We start from the raw sequence: 18,934 nt of genomic DNA on the forward strand, positions 1-18,934 counted from the left end.
GTCTCCAGCTGTAGGTGTCCGACATTTATAGCCTATTTTTCCGCACCGACCCTCTTTTTTGTGCGCTTGCCGTTAACCGCGCGTGCTGCGCTGCATCAGCGCCAGCGCCGTCAGCATCAGGACCAGACCGGTCAACAGCGTCAGGCTGGCCATCGCCATGCCCTGACCAACGGATCCCTGTTCAAACTGGCGCCAGATAAACACCGCCACGGTCTGCGTGCCGGCGGGCGACAGCAGCAGCGAGGTCACCAGCTCCCGGGACGCCACCGCAAACACCATCAGCATCGCCGCCAGCAGCGCCGGAAAGACCAGCGGCAGGACAATCAACCGCAGCGCCCGCAGCGGCGACGCGCCGTGCACCCGAGCGGCGGGCTCAAGGTTCGGGCCCAGCTGGCGCAGCGCGCTGCCGACATAGCGCACCGGCCAGGGCAGCAGCAGGCAGCAATAGGAGAGCAGCAGCATCCACAGCGTGTTGTAGGGCGAACGCGGCCAGAAGGGCTGATTCCACAGCAGGATCAATCCCACCCCCACCACCACGCCGGGCAGCGCCGCCGGCATCAGCGACAGCGCATCCACCACCCCGCGCCCTTTGATCTTCTGCACCATTACCAGCCAGGCGGCCAGCAGCCCCAGCGCGCCGACGATCAGCGCCGAACCTAACGCCAGCGACAGGCTGACGCCGAGGGCCGACAGGGCGTCGCCCTGCTGGTCGAACAGCGCCGCGAAGTGACGCAGCGTGACATTCTCCAGGCTCACCCCGCCCGAGAGGGTGCCCATCAGGCTGGTGAGCATCATCGAGACGGCGGGGACCCCGACCGCCAGGCCGCCGACGGCCGCCATCACCAGCAGCGCGGGCAGCGTCATCCAGCCCAGCGACGTTCCGCGGTTTTCTCCCGGTTTACCGGTGACGCTGGTGACCTCCTTCTCCCCCACCAGCCGCGTTTGCAGCCACCAGGCGAACAACGCCACCACCATCAGCAGCAGCGACAGCAGCGCAGCGCCGGTGAGATCCACCGGCCAGTCGGCCAGCTTTTTCTCAATGCCCACCGTCAGCATGACTACTCCCGCCCGACTGCCCAGCGCCGCCGGGACGCCAAACTCCTCGATGGCGAGAGTAAACGCCAGCAGCATCCCCGACGCCAGCGCCGGGGAGAGCATCGGCAGCGTCACGTGCCAGAAGGCGCGCCAGGCGCTGGCGCCATGGACACGGGCGACCATCGCCAGCCGTTGCCCGCTCGCCAGCAGGCTGCGGGAGACGGCAAAGTAAACCACCGGAAAAATGTTAAAGGTCATCACCAGCACGATCCCGCTGCGGCTGAACAGCAGATCGTTTAGCTGCCAGCCGGTCAGCTGCTGCAGATAGCCCTGACTTTGCAGAGCCAGCATCCACGAGAGCGCCGAGATATAGGGCGGCGTCAGAAAGGGGATCAAAAACAGCATGTCCCACAGCCGGGGCAGCGGCAACGAAAACATACCGCGCAGAATACCGAGCGGCAGGCCGATCATCACGCTGGCCAGCGCCACGCCGCCGGCAATCCACAGCGTACCGCCGAGCATCGACGGCAGCTGGGGGTCGGCCAGCAGCGGCGAGACACCGCCAAAGGCGTCATGGAGCGAACCGGCGCTAAAATGGGGAAAAATCGCCTGCAGCAGAATAAACAACAGCGGTAACGCGACCAGCAGCGTCAGGGCGGCAAGCGTCACGCCGGAAAGGAATTTTTGTTTCACAGCGGTTCCTGAAACGAAGCGTTCTCCGGCGGCCAGCGCCGGAGAACCGTGTCAATTAGTGGGCATACAGCTGACTGAAGCGGCTGAGGACGGCGCTACGCTCGCTACTCCCCTCGCCGCTGGTGGGCAAGACCTTCAGCGCGTCCAGCAGCGGGCGTTTGGCGGCCACATCGCGGCGAGCGGGCATCAGCCAGGCGTCGGCGACCCGCGCCTGACCTTCCGGCGACAGCACGTAATCGATAAAGGCTTTGGCCTCGTCGGCATGCTGGCTGGTTTTGAGGATCATCATCGGGCGCGGGGCGATCACCGTCCCGCTGGCCGGGAAAATCACCTTCAGCGACTCGCCCTGCTGAATATTGCCGTAGGAGACATAATCCACCGCGCCGAACACCGCCGCTTTCGCCCCCTGCATCACCGGCGTCACCGCCTGGGCGTTGGGGCCGCTGACCACCATGCCGTTCTTTTTCAGATCGTCAAACAGCTGCCAGGCCTGGTCGCCCATGCTGTTTTGCAGGCCAATCAACAGATCCAGCGACGCGCCGGAGAGCGACGGGTCGGGCGTGGTCACCTTGTCTTTAAACGCCGGCTGGGTGAGGTCGCGCCACTCTTTCGGCTCCGGAGTGCCGCTTTTGCTGTTCCAGACGATGCCAAGCGCCGAGACCCCCTGGGCGATATAGTCCGCCGATTTCAGATTAGCCGGTACCTTGTCGGCGTTGGCGCTGTGAAAAGGCAGCAACCAGCCCCGGTTGTGCAGATCCTCCGCGGTATCCCATGAAGCGGAGATCAGCACATCCGCCTGCGGGTTAGCCTGCTCGGCCTCCAGACGGGCCATCACTTTGCCGGTGGTGGCCTGGAAAACGGTCACCTTCACCCCGGTCTGTTGTTCAAAACCACTGGCCAGGCTTTTCGCCAGCGAGCCGGGGCCGGCGGTGTAAACGGTCAGCGCATGGGCGCTGGAGAGCATCATGGCGGAGAGAGCCATCGCGAGTACCACTCCTTTCTTAACAGTCATAACGGTGTTCATGCAACTTCCCCTGAGGTTGGCGTAACGGCGCGGACAGCGGCCACGCGGCCCGCGGATAAATGGACGATCCGGTCGGCTAACAGGTCGGCTTCACGGCGGTCGTGGGTGACATACACGGCGGTGGTGCCGAGCTGTCGCAGCAGGCGGCTCATTTTGCCACACAGCGATTCGCGCAGTTCGCTGTCCAGGTTGGAGAGCGGCTCATCAAACAGCAGCACCCGCGGCGCGGCGACGATCGCCCGCGCCAGCGCCACCCGCTGCTGCTGGCCGCCGGAAAGGCCTGAAGGTTTACGTTCCGCAAAGCCGTCGAGGCCCACCCGCGCCAGCGCCTCGCTCACCCGGCGCTCGCGTTCGGCGCGGGCAACGCCGCGCATGCGCAGCGGAAAGGCGACGTTCTGCGCCACGCTCATATGCGGCCAGAGGGCGTAATCCTGGAAAACCATGCCGATATCGCGCTGTTCCGGGGGCAATCCCCATCCTGCGCGGGCGACCAGCCGATCGCCAAAGCGGATTTCACCGCTGGCCGGCACGCTCAGCCCGGCCAGCAGGCGCAGCAAGGTGCTTTTGCCGCAGCCGGACGGGCCCAGCAGCGCCACAATGCTGCCGGGTTCGATATGCAGCGAGAAGCCATCGAGAATGGGGGTCTCTGCGAAGGCGAATGAGACCGCCTGCAGAGTGATAGGGGTCAGCGCGCGCATTGTCGCCCTCCCTTGCGGGAAAGCAACCCCTGCCCGGCGGTCGACATCCGACGGGGCGCGCTCACCTGGGATAACATCAGGGGAGCCAACATATTGTGATCCTCTTTGGGACTTTGTGCTGGCGACTATAGTCAGACGAGATGACGTATTGATTACATTTTCATTGCGGCTTAACGTGTTACCTGCCAACCGACCCATTACTCAAGGAACGCCTATGAGCCGCTTTCGCCACGTGGAACTGCAGTATGCCAGCCGCCTGCTCAACCACGGCCCGACCATTTTGATCACCAGCTACGACGCTGCGTCCGACCGGCGCAACGTCATGGCCGCCGCCTGGTCGATGCCGGTGGAATTCGCCCCGCCGCGGGTGGCTATCGTGGTGGATAAAAGCACCTGGACACGGGAAATCATCGAGCGCAACGGCACCTTCGGCATCGTGGTTCCCGGCGTGGCCGCCGCCAGCTGGACCTACGCGGTCGGCAGCGTCAGCGGCCGCGATGAAGACAAATTCAATGCTTACGGAATTCCGGTGGTGAGCGGTCCGGAACTGGGACTGCCGCTGATCGAGGAGAAGTGTCTGGCATGGATGGAGTGCCGTCTGCTGCCGGCGACGGCGGCCCAGGAGCAGTACGATACGCTGTTTGGCGAAGTGGTTTCCGCCGCCGCCGATGAGCGCGCGTTTGTCACCGGACGCTGGCAGTTCGATGACGATAAGATCAATACCCTGCATCATCTGGGGACCGGCAATTTTGTCGCCAGCGGCCGCCACGTGCGGGCCAATACTCCGGAAGAATAAAGATTCAACTGCTGCGCACTTTCTCCCGGGGGCGGCGCACAGCGCCTTGCCCGGGCTACCGGATCGCAGACCGCTGAGGACGCGTAGCCCGGACAGATGCGCAGCATCGCCTCCGGGGAGAGAACTAGCGCTGCAAACGCCGCCGGTCTTCGCTGGGCGTCAGGCCAAAAACCTTTTTATATAAAGTGGTAAAGTGATTACTGTTGGCAAAGCCGCATAGATAGGCCACTTCGGTAATCGTCATATCGGTCTCGCGTAATTTTACGCGCGCCGAAACTAATCGCAGACGCTTTAAATAATTATCCGGCGTCAATCCCGTCGCCTCTTTAATATGGCGAAAAGCGGTACGCGTGGTCAGATGGAATTTTTCCGCCAGTTGCTGCCAGTTATGCTCTTCAAAGCAGTGCTCCTGTAACCAGGTCAGCAATTTATGCAGCTTATATTTGGTGGTGCTATATTCCGCTTCGGTTTCGGCATGCAGAATCGTCGTCACCAGCTGGAAAAACGCGGCTTCGCGCAGAGCAATATTTTGCCCCTGCCGCAGCTCGGCAGAAAATATCTTATCCACCAGTTCCTTGCAGATATGGCGGGTGTCCGGCGCCAGCCAACCGTAGCAGGACGCATTCTGCGCAGAGAAAGTCTGTAATAAGGTATCGAGAGGCTGTAAATAATGAAACTCTACCAACGGATTAATCAGCACATTAATTAACTTAAGCGTCCCTAGCTCATCATAATAATGAACGTCGCCAGGCTGAACGTAAAAAACGTCGCCCTGTTGAATATATAGCGGTCTGCCATTAATAACGTGTAAACCGTGCCCTTCCTCAACGATCACCAGCTCAGCAAATTCATGACTATGTTCATGGCTATTATCTTCCGGATCGCTGGCGTACATGCCCAGCTTATCCTGCGGATGGGTGAAATAATACTCAACGGTCAACATCATCATCTGTAAAGTCCAAAACGGCTTACGGCGCAGAGGCAAGATAATGCATTTTCCCGACCGCCACGAGCAAGATGTTTGGAAGTGTGATCGGCAACCCGCCCATCTCATTATCAGTGCCAATCTGGCAAATGCATTGGCATTGCCAGAGTGGTTGCCCCCGGGGCCGGCATCTTATGCTGCGGACAAATAAATACAGAGGACGCAGTATGTCACAGGCAATTCAGCATAATTCTCAGGTCTCGATGACCCGCCACCCGGATTTTCTACGCACCGCCGAGACGCTCCGGCCCGCGCTATGTCGCCAGGCGTACCCGCCGATCGCCGTGGTGGAAGCCCACGCCGACGCCACGGCGCTGTTTGGCTGGCGCGCTGAGCCGGTAAGTTCCCTGGCCGCGTTTTATCAGCGCGAGCTGAGCAGCGGCGATAGCGTCATTATTGATTTTGGCAGCCACTTTGTTGGCTACCTGCATTTTCTCTGTCAGAGCGTCGGGAGCCCGCCGGACGCTCCGGCCCATCTGCAGTTCACCTTCGGCGAAACGCTGAGCGAAGTGTGTGAGCCGTTCAGCGATTACCAGGGCTGGCTCAGCAGCAGCTGGCTGCAGCAGCAGGATCTGTGGCTTGATGTACTGCCCGCCGACGTTGATCTGCCGCGCCGCTACTGCTTCCGCTATCTGAAGGTGGAGGTCAAAGCCGTGTCGCGCAAGTTTCGTCTGCAGTTCAACCAGATTCAGGTGAATGCCGTTACCTCCGCCAGCGGCGCATGCCCGGCAGCGACAACCGCCGACCCGCAGCTCAAGGCCATCGACAGCGTTGCCGTTCTGACTCTGCAAAACTGCATGCAGGAGGTGTTTGAGGATGGCCCCAAACGCGACCGCCGCCTGTGGCTCGGCGATTTACGTTTGCAGGCGCTGGTGAACGATGTGACCTTCGCCCGTCACGATTTAGTACGCCGCTGCCTGTACCTTTTCGCCGGGCATACTCGTGAGGACGGTATGGTATCGGCCAACGTGTTCGTGCAGCCGGATGTCATTGCTGACGATACCTTTCTTTTTGATTATTCTCTGTTTTTTGTTGACGTTCTCTACAACTATCTGCAAAGCGCGGAGGATATTGCTACGGCCCGCGAGCTGTGGCCCACGGCCCGTCGTCAGATTGAACTGGCGCTGAAACGCTGCGACGCCTCCGGGGTTGTGCGCGATAGCGACGACTGGTGGGTGTTTATCGACTGGCAGGCATCGCTGAATAAACAGGCTTCAGCGCAGGGCGTGCTGATTTACTGCCTGCAGCGCGCCGTCTGGCTGGCGGAGCGTTTCGAACCTGAGCTGGCCGTCCGCTATCGCCAGCGTTTACAGCAGCTTAAAGCTGCGGCCCTCGATGTCTTATGGGACGAGCAGCAAGGCTTCTACATCAGCGGCGAGCAGCGGCAGGTCTCATGGGCATCGCAAATCTGGCTGGTACTGGCGGAAGTCGGTACTCCTCAGCAGCGCCGGGAGATCATGCATAATCTGGAGCAAAATCCCCCCGCGATCGCCATGAACACGCCATACCTACGTCACCACTATATTGCCGCCCTTCTGCAGTGCGGGCTGCGCGACGACGCTATTGCGCAGATCAAAGCCTACTGGGGAGCAATGGTCGACTACGGTGCCGATACCTTCTGGGAAATCTTCGACCCGGCGCATCCTGATTTTTCCCCTTATGGCAGCAAGCTGATAAACAGTTATTGCCATGCGTGGAGCTGCACCCCGGCCTGGTTTATTCGCCAGTACGGACTTTAACAACAACGATAAGCGAGTTTACTTTTATGGCAGAAACAACCTTTACCCTTTGGCGGCAGCGCCTTGGCTATGGCATCGCCGACCTCTCCTGCAACCTTGTGTGGCAGATGATCTCTCTTTATCTGATGTTCTTTTACACTGACGTGATGGGCCTGCCCGCTTATTACGTTGGCCTGATGTTCCTCGTGACGCGCCTGGTGGACGGCGTTGCCGACGTGCTTATGGGGCTGGTTATCGACAATACCGCCACCCGCTGGGGGCGCTGCCGTCCGTATCTGCTGATTGGCGCGATCCCCTTCGGACTGCTGTGTATTCTGGCCTTCTACGTGCCTGATTTCGGCACCACCGGTAAGCTGATCTACGCTTTTGTCACCTATCTGTGCCTGTCGTTTCTCTATACCCTCGTTAATATTCCATTCTGCGCCATGCTGCCGTTTCTGACGAACGACTCGCGGGAGCGCACGACGCTGTCGGCGGTACGTATTCTGCTCGGCTCGCTCGGCGCGACTATTGTCGCGGTCGCCACGCTGCCGCTGGTTGGCGCGCTGGGGAAAGGCAATCAGGAGCACGGCTTCTTCTATACGGCGGTGGTTTTCGGCGTGATTGCCACCTTTTTTCTGCTGGTGAGCTTCCGGAACGTTAAGGAAAATATCAGCATTACTCAGGAGCGCATGACCTTAAAACGCGCCTGGGTCAGCCTGCGCGCCAACCAACCATGGTTCGTCTTCGCCATCAATATTTTCCTGATGTGGGGCGCGTTTTTCTTCCAGACCGGGGCGCTGGTCTACTTCTTCCATTATTACGTCGGTAATAACGATCTCACGGCGATCGTCGCCGGGATCTCCACCTTCGTTCCTCTGCTGGGTACCCTCACCGTTCCGCTGCTCGCCAGCCGGATGAAAAAGCGCCACGTCTATCTGGTCGCCAGCGCGATCAACCTGGTCGGCATGGTCATGATGATGGCGGCAGGCGTTAACAGCTGGGGTCTGGTTGCCGGAGCGGTCGTACTCTCGCTTGGCGCCGGACAGCGCACGGCAATTTACTTCTCTATGCAAGCCGATCCGGTGGATTACGGAGTCTGGAAAACCGGCATCAATACCGCCGGCATTTTAACCTCCATCAACGGCTTTCTTGGCAAGGTGGCGATGGCGGGCGCGGGAGCCATTACCGGGGTCCTGCTCTCATCCGGCGGTTATATCGCTAATCAGACGCAAAGCGACGGCGCGATGCTGGCGATAAAAGCCTGCTACCTCTATATCCCGGCGCTGCTGATTGTCGCCTCAATGCTGTGGATGGGTCGCTTCTACCGACTCGACGACCAGTACGAGCAGATCCGCGCCGACCTTGACGCTGGACGCCGTGCGCCGTCGAACCCATCGCCCGTTGCTGGAGAAAACCACGCCCTGTAAGGCGCAGCACCCCCTAATACCTCTGAAAAAAATAAGGATTGATATGCGTATCTCTTTGATTAGCGCAGCGGTTTGCTGCGCCCTTTTTTCGGCTTACGACGCGAGTGCGGCCCCGCTCACCGTCGAACAACGGCTGGCGCAGCTGGAGGCCCGGCTTAATCATGCGGAGCAGGAGGCCGGAGAGGCCAAACGTCGGGCGCAGCAGGCGGAGCTGCGCACCAGCGCCGCGGAACAGCGCGCGGCGGCAGCGGAAAAGCAGGTGCAGACCCTCAGTCAGCGCACCGCAGCGACCGAGCAAAAGCAGCAGGCTGCTGACAAACCGCTGGCGAAAAGCAGCCTCAGCGATGGCTTCGAGTTCAACGCCTACGCGCGCTCCGGGATGCTGGTTGACAGCCACGGCAAAGGCGCGCGCGGCGGGCCGGGTGTCTCCCCGGCCAGTTCGCTCAACGGCGATGCCCACGTTGGCCGTCTCGGCAACGAGAAAGATAACTACGTGGAGCTCAGCTTCGGCAAAAAAATGACCTTCAGCGACGGGTCATGGGCGCACTTTAAAACCATGCTTGCCGACGGGGCAACCAACCCGGATCCATGGGTACAGGATAACGACAGCCACCACCTGAACGTGCGTCAGCTGTACGTCGAGATGGGCAATTTCGCCGATTTTTCCGGGCCGTTCAGGAGCGCGTCCATCTGGGCGGGCAAGCGTTTCGACCGCGATAATTTCGATATCCACTTTACCGATAGCGATATTATGTTCCTCGGCGGTACCGGCGGCGGGATCAATGACGTGAAGTGGGGTGATACGCTGCGCGGCGATTACTCGGTCTATGCGCGTAACTTCGGCGATCTGGGTAGCGATAACTACGAGGATAACGATATACAGAACCTGATGTTCACCGCCAACCACTTCTGGAACAACTGGCAGCTGATGACCACGGCGATGACCGCCCAGGGCAATGATGACCTGAAAGATAATACCTCGACCACCGGCAGTTACGCTCTGCGCAGCGATAATACGGCGAAAAACGGCTACTACGCGATGCTGGCGTATCACGACAAACAGCAATTCTATGGCCTCGCGCCGGGCGTATCGGAGAGCGCCCTGCAGTACGGCGGCGGGCTGGGCGCCGAGGCGCGCCAGCCCGGCAGCGATGGCGATCTTACCGAGAACGCAAAGTCCCTGCGTTTTGCGTCCTACGGCATTTTGCCGTTGGGGAAAAACTGGCAGCTTGCACCATCGGTTATCGCCCAGCATAGCGAAGATCGCTACCGCGATGGCGACCGCTACGATTGGGCAACCTTTAACCTGCGGGTTTCCCAGGGCATCACCCGCAACTTCGCCCTGCTATACGAGGCGTCCTGGCAATATATGGACCTGAATCCCAACGGCCGAACCTATCGCTATAATGACAACGTGCATCAATACCAGGCGGTGAGCGGCGATTTTTACAAGCTTACCTTCGCCCCGACGTTCAAAGTGGGCGATGTGTTTGATATCAAAGCGAGGCCGGAGATCCGCTTCTTTGTCACGTGGATGAACTGGGATAAAGACCTGGATCGCTATGCGATCAACGATGATTTCGGCAGTAAAGGCTTTACCGCCGGAGGAAACTGGAACTTTGGCGTGCAGACGGAGATTTGGTTTTAATAAAGTAGCCCGTCCGGGGAAAACGCCTGGACGGGTTGATTTAAATACACGCTGTTACTTAACGCCAACGGCCGCTGCAAAGTCCTGCTGTTTTAAACCTGTGGCTTCACGTATCGCTTTCACGTCAATTTCGCTGAAGGTATGAACGTGCTGCTCCTTCGGCATTTGTTGACCTTTCTCGATCCTGACCATTTCTTCTGCACTCGCCAGCAGATCGGCAAACAATTCATCTTTCCTATACACCTCAGTTGGCTCTCTGGCGCTTAGGATAGATGAACATGATGTTTCTCTCAGTGCGTAGCCGGAGAAGCCCCTGCCGGAGGCGGCGCAAAGCACCTTGTCCGTTGGACAGATGCGCAGCATCGCCTCCGGGGCGCCGGGTTACATGCTATAACCTGGCTTCTTAATCAATTGCGCCATCTGCGGGGCGATCTCACTGTCCCACACCGCCTGCCACGCGTCCGGCTCAACCTGAGTGAGCGCGACGCTGACCGCGCCCTCTTTACTGTTCAGATGGCGGATCAGCACCTCGGTAATATCGGCGGCCAGCGCGGTTTTTTGTTCGTCAGTCAGTTCACGGGGAAAGCATTTAATATCAACATGCGGCATAGCAAAGACTCCTTGTGGTGAAGGCCATAACGCTACCACAGAATGGCGGTTGCGGTTGGCATCGCGTGCGTTAAATCAGCTTGTTACGTCGTAGCGCCGCGGCCAGCTCCGGTCGCTGATAGACCGCCAGGGCGACGGCGGCAAATTTGGGCGTATGGGCGTTAAACCACGCCTGCCTGGGCCCCCAGCTATACATCGCCGCGATATAGCAGTCCAGGAGGGTAACCGACGCGCCCAGCGCCCATGGCCCGGCGACCAGCTGCTGTTCGAACCAGAGATAGAGGTTGTTCCGGTACTGGCGACAATTCTCCACCAGCTGCTCCGCCGCGGCGGGCGCCCAGCGTTCCGGGTAGTCGGCATAGGTAAAGGTGGGATAGACATTCGCCACCAGCCAGATCAGCAGACGCTGAAACTGCTGACGCTGCGGCGTCCCCGGCGCGGGGGCCAGCTCGGGGCGCTGGTCGAGGATCATCAGCGCGATGGCGGCGGTTTCGGTCATGATGCTGCCGTCGGCCAGCGTCAGGGTAGGCACCTGGCACAGCGGGTTAATCTGCCGCAGGCGCTCGCGCGCCGGGCCGGGCTGGTCAAAGCCCTCGACGTCAACCACCTCGTAGGGAATATCGGCCAGGGAGAGCATCAGCTCGCTAATCGTCGAGCCCCATCCCGGCACGCCATATACGGTAATCATGGTCTGCCTCCAGGGTAAAGCCTAAGTGTAGGCAGAAAATTGCCGCTCACCCACCCGGCATACCCTGGCCCTGGCGGTTAGTAGGTGATCCCCGGCGGGTTGACCACCGACTGCGCCACCGCTTCGCCCTGCTCTCCCCAACGCGCCAGCACCTGTTGATATTCACCGCGGGCGATCGCCCCGTCGAGGGCGGCCTGCAGGGCAAAGACCAGACCGTTGCCTTTTTTAGTGGTCGTCGCCACCCAGGCTTTTTTCGGCCCGAGGCCTACCACCCGGGTCTGGCCGTTAAGGGCCGCTTTATAGGCGGCCACCGACTGCGGGCCGAAAAAAATATCCGCCCGCCCGGACTGGATATAGAGGTTGCCGGATGCATCATCGGTCAGGTAGACCGGCTGGGCCGGCGCCCGCCCGGCGGCCCGGTTGTCCTCATTCCAGCCCAGCAGGATCCGCTCCTGATTGGTGCCGGACCCAACGATCACTTTGCGCCCGGCGAGGTCTGCGGGTCCATGCACCGCGGCGATGTCGCTGGTGGATTTCACCGAAAAGGCCAGAGAGTCCACCCGATAGGTGGCGAAATCGAACTTCTCTTTGCGCTTCTCGGTTACCGCAATATTAATCAGCGCCACGTCATAGCGGCCGGCGGCGATGCCCAGCGGCCAGTCCTCCCATGCGGTGGGCACCAGCCTGAGCTTCAGGCCAAGGCTCCCGGCCAGCAGGCGGGCTATATCCGGGTCGCTGCCGATCCGCGTGCGGTTGTCGCTGGCCAGCAGCGCCAGCGGCGGCGAATTGAGCGCCGAGATCGCCACCGTCAGCGTCCCCGGCTCCACGAAGCGGTAGCCCGGCGGAATTTTCGCTATCGCCTGCGGGTCGCGGGTGACCGGCAATGGCTGCTCATTGGCGCGCAGATCCAGCGCCGCGTGAGCGTCCAGCGCCAGGGCGCTGAATACAAGGGTCGCTATCGCTCTGTTCATGACGGCAGCACCCTGGATAAAAACTGCCGGGTACGCGGATGCTGCGGATGGTTGAGCACCTCGTCGCTGCTGCCCTGCTCGACGATCCTGCCGTCGACCATAAACACCACCTGGTCGGCCACCTCACGGGCAAAGCCAATCTCGTGGGTGACCACCACCAGGGTGGTACCGGAGCGCGCCAGCTTCTTGATGACATCCAGTACCTCGCCCACCAGCTCCGGATCCAGCGCCGAGGTGGGCTCATCAAACAGGATCACCCGCGGGTCCAGCGCCAGCGCCCGGGCTATGGCGATACGCTGCTGCTGGCCGCCGGAGAGATGCCGCGACCAGGCGTCGGCTTTATTGCGCAGGCCGACGACGTCCAGCAGCTCCCAGGCACGGGCAATGGCCTCTTTGCGCGTGACCTGCTTGTGGGCGATCGGCGCTTCTATCAGGTTCTCCAGCACCGTCAGGTGCGGAAACAGGTTAAAATTCTGGAACACGTAGCCGACGTTGATCCGCTGGCGGAGGATCTCCTTCTCTTTCATCTCATACAGCTTGTCGCCTTTGCGGCGATAGCCGATATAGTCGCCATCAATCTGAATAAACCCCTCATCGACGCGCTCGAGGTGATTAATGGTGCGCAGCAGCGTCGACTTGCCCGAACCGGAAGGGCCGAGGATCACCGTCACCGTGCCCGGAGGTATCTCCAGCGACACATCGTCCAGCGCCTTGTGGCGGCCATAGTATTTGCTGACCCCGGTGATAGAGATATGGCCATTACGAGAGCTGGGCATGGACGGCCTCCTGGGGCTGTGGTTGACGTGCGGGTTGATTCAGACGGCTGCCGCGGGCGCTGTTCACCGCTGAGCGGCGCTCACTGCGCGCCAGGCCACGTTCCACCAGGTACTGAATGGCGGAGAGGACGCTGGTGATCGCCAGATACCAGGCGGCGCCGACCATCAACAGCGGGATCACCTCCTGGGTACGGTTGTAGATCATCTGGATGGTGTAGAACAGCTCCGGCATCGCCAGGACGTACACCATCGCCGTTCCTTTCGCCAGACTGATGATCTCATTGAAGCCGGATGGCAGGATGGTGCGCAGCGCCTGCGGCAGAATAATGCGCAACGTGCGTCGCCAGGCGGGTAGCCCCAGCGCGGCGGCGGCTTCATACTGCCCGTGGTCAACGCCGAGGAAGCCGCCGCGAATAATCTCCGCGGTATAGGCGCTCTGCACCAGGGTCAGGCCTACCACCGCCGTGGAGAATTGCCCCAGCACGTTTATCGTCTGGTAGCTGGCCCAGGTGACGCCGGTAAACGGGATCCCCAGCGACAGGGTGTCGTAGAGATAGGAGAAGTTGTAGAGAATGATCAGCACGACAATCAGCGGCAGCGAGCGAAACAGCCAGATATAGCCCCAGGCGAGGCTGCTGAGCAGCCACGATGAGGACAAGCGGGCCAGCGCCAGCAGGCCGCCGAAGATCACGCTCAGCACCGTGCCGAGCAGGGTCAGAAGCAGGGTTTGCCCCAGCCCTTCGAGGATCACCGGGTCGAAGAACCAGCGGGCGAAGACGCCCCACTCCCAGCGCGGGTTAAAGGCCACCGACTGGATCACCACCGTCAGCACCAGCAGGGCCACCAGGGCCCCGACTACCCGCAGCGGATAGCGCGCCGGCACCACTTTGATCGTTTCAGATGAATGCATCATGCCTCCTCAGGCGCTGTGGCTGAAGGCGCTCACCGCCAGCGCTTTAGTGAACCGCAGTCGGCCATCGTAGGGCGGCTGACTGTACTCTTCGGGGTCTCGCGCGAGGTCGAACTGCGCCTCATACCCCTGGCTGAGATAGAGCTTGACCGCCTCCGGCTGACGGAAACCGGTTGTCAGGTAGATATGGCTGTACCCGGCCAGCATCGCCCGCCGCTCCAGCTCCTGAACCACTTTCGCCGCCAGCCCCTGCTGGCGCAGACGGCGGTGCGTCCAGATACGTTTGATCTCTGCGGTGTGGCGATCCTTCGGCTTATAAGCGCCGGTGGCGATAATTTCTCCCTCACGCTCAAGGACGATAAACAGCCCCTGCGGCGGCAAATACCACTCGCTCAACTCCACTTCCGCATCGCGGGAAAAATAGTCACCGTAGCGGGCGGCGTATTCGGCAAACAGCCCGCTAATAATCGGCTGCAGCTCCGGTGCGTCCGGAGAAATATCGCGGAATGCTTCGCTCATCGCGCCTCCTGTCAGTCGCCCAGTCCGGGCGGGTTGATCTCCGATTGCGGAATGCTTTCCACTCCCTCTCCCCAGCGGTTAAGCACTTTGGCGTAATCGCCGCTGGCGATAGCGCCGTTCAGCGCCGCCTGGACGGCATTCACCAGCCCGCTGTCTTTTTTCAGCGTCACCGCGATATGCGCCGCTTTCGGCCAGCCGCCGTCGACGCTGCCCACCAGTTTGGTTTTGCCGGTCAGCGCCGCCTTCCACGCGCCAATCACATTGGGGCCGAAAAAGGCATCGGCTCGTCCGGTCTGCAGGGCCAGCGTCTGGGCGGCATCATCCTTGGTGTAGACCGGGGTAAACGGCTTCAGCCCTTTTTTGACGTTCTCCGCGTTCCACGCCAGCAGGATCGCCTCCTGGTTGGTACCGGAGCCGACGATAATCTTCAGCCCGGCGATGTCTTCCGCCTTGTCAATCTTGCTCAGCGGACTGCTGCTTTTGACGTAGAAGCCCAGCGAGTCTTTGCGGTAGGTGGCGAAATCGAACTTCTCTTTCCGCGCTTTGGTGACGGTAATATTGCTGATCGCGGCATCATATTTGCCGGAGGTAACCCCCAGCGGCCAGTCTTCCCAGGAGGTGGGAACCACGTTCACCTCCAGCCCGAGACTCTCCGCCACCAGCCGGGCGATATCCGCCTCGCTGCCGAGCAGGGTTTTGTTGTCAGCGGCGAAGATCGTCAGCGGCGGTGAGTTCAGGGCCGCCACCGCGACGGTAAATTTCCCCGGCACCGCCAGATGCAGATCTTTCGGCAACAGCGCAATGGCCTGTGGATTTTTCGCTGTATGAATCGGCGTTTTGTTGGCCTCCAGGCTTACCCCGGTGCCATTGATCTTGACGTCCTGTGCCCACGACGAGGCGCTAAATGCCAACGCGACGGCCAGCAAGAGTGTTGTTTTCTGCATAGCGTGATTCTCTTTTCTTATTTTTGGAATTGATTAGCGGGTAGCGCCAGTCCCAGACTTTCCCGCAGGGTGGCGCCCGGATAGTCGCGACGGAACAGGCCGCGCGCCTGTAACAGAGGCACCACCTCATCCACAAAGCGCGGAAAGGTTTCCGGCGTGCCGCCCTGAATAATGAAGCCGTCCGCCGCGCGCTGTTCGAACCACAGTTGCAGGCCGTCGGCGACATCGCTGGCGGTGCCGGTAAAGCGCGGACGCGGGCTCGCTACCTCCAGGGCCACCTGGCGCAGGGTTAATCCGCGCTCGCGGGCGTGACGTTTAATCTCGTCGGTGGTACTGCGGAAGCTGTTTTGCCCGAGGTCGCCAATATCCGGGAACGGTTCATCGAGCGGATACTGCGAAAAATCATGGTGTTCGAAATACCGCCCCAGATAGTTCAGCGCATCCTCGATGGAGACCAGCGCCGCGGTGGTCTGGTACTGGCGCTCCGCGTCTTCGGCGTCATCGCCGACAATGACGCTGACGCCCTGGAAAATATGCAGCTGATCCGGGGTGCGCTGCCAGGCCGCCAGCTGGCTTTTCACGTCCTGATAAAATGCCTGCGCCTCGGCCAGCGATTCCTGATGGGTAAAAATGGCATCGGCGTGGCGTGCGGCTAATTTTTTGCCGTCGTCCGACGCGCCAGCCTGGAAAATAATCGGTCGTCCCTGCGGCGTGCGGGCAATATTCAGCGGTCCGGCCACTTTAAAGAAATCACCGTGGTGATCGAGCGTATGCAGCTTATTTTTGTCAAAGAACTGACCGGTCGCTTTATTGCGCACAAAGGCATCCTCTTCCCACGAATCCCACAAGCCTTTCACCACCTGCAGATATTCATCGGCAATGCGATAGCGCAGCGCATGATCCGGATGCTGGGTCCGGGAGAAGTTTTTCGCCGACCCTTCCAGCGGCGAAGTGACCACGTTCCAGCCCGCCCGCCCCTGGCTTAAATGGTCGAGGCTGGCGAACTGGCGGGCGGTGGTAAACGGCTCGCTGTACGAAGTGGATAAGGTCCCCACCAGTCCCAGACGCCGGGTGACCGCGGCCAGCGCGGAAAGTACCGTTAAAGGTTCGAAGCGATTTAAAAAATGGGGAATCGATTTTTCATTAATATATAAACCGTCGGCGACAAAAATAAAATCCAGTTTTCCCGCTTCCGCTTTTAACGCCGTCTCTGTAACAAAATCAAAATTAATACTGGCGTCCGCTTGCGCTGCCGGATGACGCCAGGCGGACATATTTCCCGATGCGCCATGTAATATCGTTCCCAGACGCAATTGTCGATTTTCAGACATAGCTACCCCTTCCCCTGTCATCCATTAAATGTGTTGTAATGCCTGCTCCGCCAGACGGGCGAAATAGTGCGCTGCGGGTGCAATAAGCCGTTCGTCCGGATTAAATGCCGGATGGTGCAGACCATATTCGCTGGCGCTGCCGATACTGACGAACGCCCCGGGAATATGCTGAAGATAGACCGCAAAATCTTCACCACCGAGATGCAGATCGGCGTGGTGGGTGCGGTACCCGGCCTGGGCCGCGACCTCGCTGGCGAAGTCGGCCCAGCGGGCGTCATTGACCAGCGCCGTCGGGCCGGCATACCAGAAGACGTCAATCTGCGCGCCAAAGGCGCTGGCGAAACCGGCCGCAATCTCGCTGACCCGGGCCTTGACCCGCTGCTGCACTTCACTGCTGTGGGTGCGCAACGTCCCCTCCAGCTCGACGCTCTCCGGCAGCACGTTCCAGGTATTGCCTCCCTGGATCCGCGTCACGCTGAGCACCACCGAGTCGAGGGTGTTCACTTCCCGGCTGGCCACGCTCTGCAGCACCGTCACCAGCTGGCTGGCCAGCAGGATCGCATCCTTTCCTTCATGTGGGCGGGCGGCATGCGCCCCCTTCCCGGTCACTTTGAAGACGAAGCGATCGACGTTGGCGTAGAACGCGCCGCCGCGGGTGGCAAATTCGCCCACCGCCAGGCCGGGCTCATTGTGCATGCCAAAGATCGCCGACACCTCCTCCAGCGCCCCGGCGCGGATCAGGGTTTTCGCCCCGCCAAAATTTTCTTCCGCCGGCTGGAACAGGATCCGCACCCGCCCCGGGAGTTCCGCTTCCCGATCCTTCAGCAGCAGCGCCGCTCCCAGCATTACGCTGGTGTGAATATCGTGCCCGCAGGCATGCATCACCCCTTGATTCTGCGAGCGGTAAGGCAAACCGGTCGCCTCCTCGATGGGCAACGCGTCGATATCCGCCCGCAGGGCTATCACCTTGTCGCCGCTGCCGACTTCGGCCACCAGCCCGGTTTTCAGATCGTAGGGCTGCAGGGTCACCCCACCGCTCTGCAGCCAGTCGCGGATCCGCGCAGTGGTGGCCACCTCCTGCAGGGAGAGCTCCGGGTTCTGGTGCAGCTCGCGCCGCCAGCTAATCAGTTGTTGTTCAAAGGACATTCAGCACCGCCTTGCCGTAGTGAGCCTGCGCCAGCAGGCGCAGGGAGCGCAGGCGCGCAGGCCCGTCGCTAATGGGGGTATCAATGATGAGTTCATCCAGCTGATCTTCCGCCTGCAGCGCGTCCAGCCGGGCTTTCACCTCTTCGGGGGTACCCGATATCAGCGAAGATTCGCGGCGGGCGATACGGGTGGGACGGCTACCGGCCTGGCGGGCAAAGGCAACGGCCTGCGCCTCACTGCCGACGGTCACCCGCTGGCCGTTCTCCAGCTCAACGCCCCACGCCTCCACCTGCTGCGCCAGCGCGGCGGCGGTAGCGGGATCGTCGGCGACCACCACCTGCACGGCGACAATCGCCTCGCGCGGGCTCAGCTCGCGCCAGCGGTTGAGCACCGTGCGGCGCAGCGCGCTGTCGCCATTGAGATGGGCGGCAAAGACAAAGTTCCAGTCAAGGCGGGCCGCCAGTTCAGCACTCTCCAGGCTGGCGCCGAGCAGAAAACCGTCTGCCCGGCGCGGCGGGATCGGCGTGGCGCGCAGGCTCTCTTCCCCTCCGGGCTCAGTCAGCGACAGCCAGTTATCCAGCTGCGCCAGCTGGTCGGCAAAGGCGCCTTTCTCTTCCTGATGCAGGCCCTGCTGCAGCGCGCGGGTGGAGAGCGGCAGGCCGCCAGGCGCCTTGCCGACCCCGAGATCGATGCGGCCCGGCGCGAGGGCAGCCAGCAGGTTGAAGTTTTCCGCGACCTTATAGGGGCTATAGTGCTGGAGCATGACGCCGCCGGACCCAAGACGAATGCGCCGGGTGTGGCCCAGCAGCCAGGCGATAACCAGCTCCGGCGAGGGGCTTGCCAGCTGATCGGTATTGTGGTGTTCGGCGACCCAGAAGCGGTGATAGCCCCAGGCTTCGGCGTGTTGCGCCAGCGTTAATGTACGCGCCAGCGCCTGCGCGGCGGTTTCCCCGGCGGCAAGCGGACTTTTATCCAGGATACTGATTCGATAAGACATTTCGCAGGCTCATATG

At 60.9% G+C, this 18,934-nt stretch carries 16 protein-coding genes and 2 pseudogenes; 4 read left to right on the forward strand and 14 right to left on the reverse strand.

Going from position 1 to position 18,934, the window contains the following annotated elements:
* Positions 1–72: 72 nt before the first annotated feature.
* The 3 genes from ACOI7Z_RS04740 to ACOI7Z_RS04750 are packed head-to-tail and all read right to left on the reverse strand — an operon-like array spanning position 73 to position 3,450.
* Complete coding sequence (locus ACOI7Z_RS04740; protein WP_087849237.1) at positions 73–1,728, reverse strand: ABC transporter permease; 1,656 nt, start codon at positions 1,726–1,728, stop codon at positions 73–75.
* Positions 1,729–1,783: 55 nt separating this feature from the next.
* Complete coding sequence (locus ACOI7Z_RS04745; RefSeq protein ID WP_044523475.1) at positions 1,784–2,752, reverse strand: ABC transporter substrate-binding protein; 969 nt, start codon at positions 2,750–2,752, stop codon at positions 1,784–1,786.
* A complete protein-coding gene (locus ACOI7Z_RS04750) occupies positions 2,749–3,450 on the reverse strand; it encodes an ABC transporter ATP-binding protein (protein ID WP_087849238.1) in 702 nt (233 codons plus the stop codon). The genes ACOI7Z_RS04745 and ACOI7Z_RS04750 overlap by 4 nt, the downstream gene beginning before the upstream one ends.
* 214 nt (positions 3,451–3,664) lie before the next feature.
* On the opposite strand from ACOI7Z_RS04750, the gene ACOI7Z_RS04755 reads away from it, so the two are divergent.
* Entirely contained in the window at positions 3,665–4,246 is a 582-nt protein-coding gene (locus ACOI7Z_RS04755; RefSeq protein ID WP_048297612.1) for a flavin reductase family protein, read from the forward strand.
* A gap of 124 nt (positions 4,247–4,370) precedes the next feature.
* Here the strand turns inward: ACOI7Z_RS04755 and ACOI7Z_RS04760 are convergent, their stop codons facing one another.
* On the reverse strand, positions 4,371–5,195 hold the full coding sequence (locus ACOI7Z_RS04760) for a helix-turn-helix domain-containing protein (protein ID WP_065881613.1): 825 nt from the start codon (positions 5,193–5,195) through the stop codon (positions 4,371–4,373).
* A 203-nt stretch (positions 5,196–5,398) separates the two neighbouring features.
* Between ACOI7Z_RS04760 and ACOI7Z_RS04765 the strand changes: the two genes are divergently transcribed.
* The 3 genes from ACOI7Z_RS04765 to ACOI7Z_RS04775 are packed head-to-tail and all read left to right on the forward strand — an operon-like array spanning position 5,399 to position 10,027.
* A complete protein-coding gene (locus ACOI7Z_RS04765) occupies positions 5,399–6,970 on the forward strand; it encodes a family 78 glycoside hydrolase catalytic domain (protein WP_087849239.1) in 1,572 nt (523 codons plus the stop codon).
* A gap of 26 nt (positions 6,971–6,996) precedes the next feature.
* On the forward strand, positions 6,997–8,379 hold the full coding sequence (locus ACOI7Z_RS04770; RefSeq protein ID WP_044523481.1) for a glycoside-pentoside-hexuronide (GPH):cation symporter: 1,383 nt from the start codon (positions 6,997–6,999) through the stop codon (positions 8,377–8,379).
* Between the two features lie 43 nt (positions 8,380–8,422).
* Positions 8,423–10,027, forward strand: coding sequence for a carbohydrate porin (locus tag ACOI7Z_RS04775; protein ID WP_087849240.1), 1,605 nt, complete (start codon positions 8,423–8,425; stop codon positions 10,025–10,027).
* Positions 10,028–10,087: 60 nt separating this feature from the next.
* Here the strand turns inward: ACOI7Z_RS04775 and ACOI7Z_RS04780 are convergent.
* The 10 genes and pseudogenes from ACOI7Z_RS04780 to ACOI7Z_RS04825 form a co-directional block, all read right to left on the reverse strand.
* Positions 10,088–10,219: pseudogene (locus tag ACOI7Z_RS04780) on the reverse strand (helix-turn-helix domain-containing protein); the annotation flags it as partial.
* A 189-nt stretch (positions 10,220–10,408) separates the two neighbouring features.
* The gene (gene pptA / locus ACOI7Z_RS04785) at positions 10,409–10,636 is read right to left on the reverse strand and encodes a tautomerase PptA (protein ID WP_004891592.1); all 228 of its coding nucleotides are present in this window, start codon (positions 10,634–10,636) and stop codon (positions 10,409–10,411) included.
* A gap of 70 nt (positions 10,637–10,706) precedes the next feature.
* A complete protein-coding gene (locus ACOI7Z_RS04790) occupies positions 10,707–11,324 on the reverse strand; it encodes a glutathione S-transferase family protein (protein WP_087849241.1) in 618 nt (205 codons plus the stop codon).
* A gap of 77 nt (positions 11,325–11,401) precedes the next feature.
* A complete protein-coding gene (locus ACOI7Z_RS04795) occupies positions 11,402–12,253 on the reverse strand; it encodes a transporter substrate-binding domain-containing protein (protein ID WP_072096569.1) in 852 nt (283 codons plus the stop codon).
* Between the two features lie 38 nt (positions 12,254–12,291).
* Positions 12,292–13,071 carry an amino acid ABC transporter ATP-binding protein gene (locus ACOI7Z_RS04800; RefSeq protein ID WP_087849242.1) on the reverse strand — a complete coding sequence of 260 codons (780 nt, stop codon included), beginning with the start codon at positions 13,069–13,071 and terminating at the stop codon, positions 12,292–12,294.
* The gene (locus ACOI7Z_RS04805) at positions 13,055–13,981 is read right to left on the reverse strand and encodes an amino acid ABC transporter permease (protein ID WP_087849243.1); all 927 of its coding nucleotides are present in this window, start codon (positions 13,979–13,981) and stop codon (positions 13,055–13,057) included. Before ACOI7Z_RS04805 ends, ACOI7Z_RS04800 begins: the two co-directional genes overlap by 17 nt.
* 9 nt (positions 13,982–13,990) lie before the next feature.
* Positions 13,991–14,500, reverse strand: a complete 510-nt coding sequence (locus ACOI7Z_RS04810) for a GNAT family N-acetyltransferase (protein ID WP_087849244.1) — start codon at positions 14,498–14,500, stop codon at positions 13,991–13,993.
* Between the two features lie 11 nt (positions 14,501–14,511).
* Positions 14,512–16,775 (reverse strand): annotated as a pseudogene (locus ACOI7Z_RS04815) (NtaA/DmoA family FMN-dependent monooxygenase).
* Between the two features lie 24 nt (positions 16,776–16,799).
* Positions 16,800–17,921 carry a M20 peptidase aminoacylase family protein gene (locus ACOI7Z_RS04820; RefSeq protein ID WP_087849247.1) on the reverse strand — a complete coding sequence of 374 codons (1,122 nt, stop codon included), beginning with the start codon at positions 17,919–17,921 and terminating at the stop codon, positions 16,800–16,802.
* Positions 17,911–18,918 carry an MsnO8 family LLM class oxidoreductase gene (locus ACOI7Z_RS04825; protein ID WP_023289878.1) on the reverse strand — a complete coding sequence of 336 codons (1,008 nt, stop codon included), beginning with the start codon at positions 18,916–18,918 and terminating at the stop codon, positions 17,911–17,913. Before ACOI7Z_RS04825 ends, ACOI7Z_RS04820 begins: the two co-directional genes overlap by 11 nt.
* Positions 18,919–18,934: the final 16 nt, after the last annotated feature.

Origin of the sequence: Klebsiella sp. C283 (assembly GCF_048822555.1) — a bacterium.
GTDB classification, from domain to species: domain Bacteria; phylum Pseudomonadota; class Gammaproteobacteria; order Enterobacterales; family Enterobacteriaceae; genus Klebsiella; species Klebsiella quasipneumoniae.

Excerpts from the sequence above, each read along its gene's own strand:
- ACOI7Z_RS04765 (WP_087849239.1), top strand. The coding sequence starts at position 5,399 with ATGTCACAGGCAATTCAGCATAATTCTCAGGTCTCGATGACCCGCCAC.
- ACOI7Z_RS04800 (WP_087849242.1), bottom strand. The coding sequence starts at position 13,071 with ATGCCCAGCTCTCGTAATGGCCATATCTCTATCACCGGGGTCAGCAAA.
- ACOI7Z_RS04745 (WP_044523475.1), bottom strand. The coding sequence starts at position 2,752 with ATGAACACCGTTATGACTGTTAAGAAAGGAGTGGTACTCGCGATGGCT.
- ACOI7Z_RS04755 (WP_048297612.1), top strand. The coding sequence starts at position 3,665 with ATGAGCCGCTTTCGCCACGTGGAACTGCAGTATGCCAGCCGCCTGCTC.
- ACOI7Z_RS04760 (WP_065881613.1), bottom strand. The coding sequence starts at position 5,195 with ATGATGATGTTGACCGTTGAGTATTATTTCACCCATCCGCAGGATAAG.
- ACOI7Z_RS04790 (WP_087849241.1), bottom strand. The coding sequence starts at position 11,324 with ATGATTACCGTATATGGCGTGCCGGGATGGGGCTCGACGATTAGCGAG.
- ACOI7Z_RS04825 (WP_023289878.1), bottom strand. The coding sequence starts at position 18,918 with ATGTCTTATCGAATCAGTATCCTGGATAAAAGTCCGCTTGCCGCCGGG.
- ACOI7Z_RS04810 (WP_087849244.1), bottom strand. The coding sequence starts at position 14,500 with ATGAGCGAAGCATTCCGCGATATTTCTCCGGACGCACCGGAGCTGCAG.
- ACOI7Z_RS04775 (WP_087849240.1), top strand. The coding sequence starts at position 8,423 with ATGCGTATCTCTTTGATTAGCGCAGCGGTTTGCTGCGCCCTTTTTTCG.
- ACOI7Z_RS04805 (WP_087849243.1), bottom strand. The coding sequence starts at position 13,981 with ATGCATTCATCTGAAACGATCAAAGTGGTGCCGGCGCGCTATCCGCTG.
- ACOI7Z_RS04820 (WP_087849247.1), bottom strand. The coding sequence starts at position 17,921 with ATGTCCTTTGAACAACAACTGATTAGCTGGCGGCGCGAGCTGCACCAG.
- ACOI7Z_RS04770 (WP_044523481.1), top strand. The coding sequence starts at position 6,997 with ATGGCAGAAACAACCTTTACCCTTTGGCGGCAGCGCCTTGGCTATGGC.
- ACOI7Z_RS04750 (WP_087849238.1), bottom strand. The coding sequence starts at position 3,450 with ATGCGCGCGCTGACCCCTATCACTCTGCAGGCGGTCTCATTCGCCTTC.
- pptA (WP_004891592.1), bottom strand. The coding sequence starts at position 10,636 with ATGCCGCATGTTGATATTAAATGCTTTCCCCGTGAACTGACTGACGAA.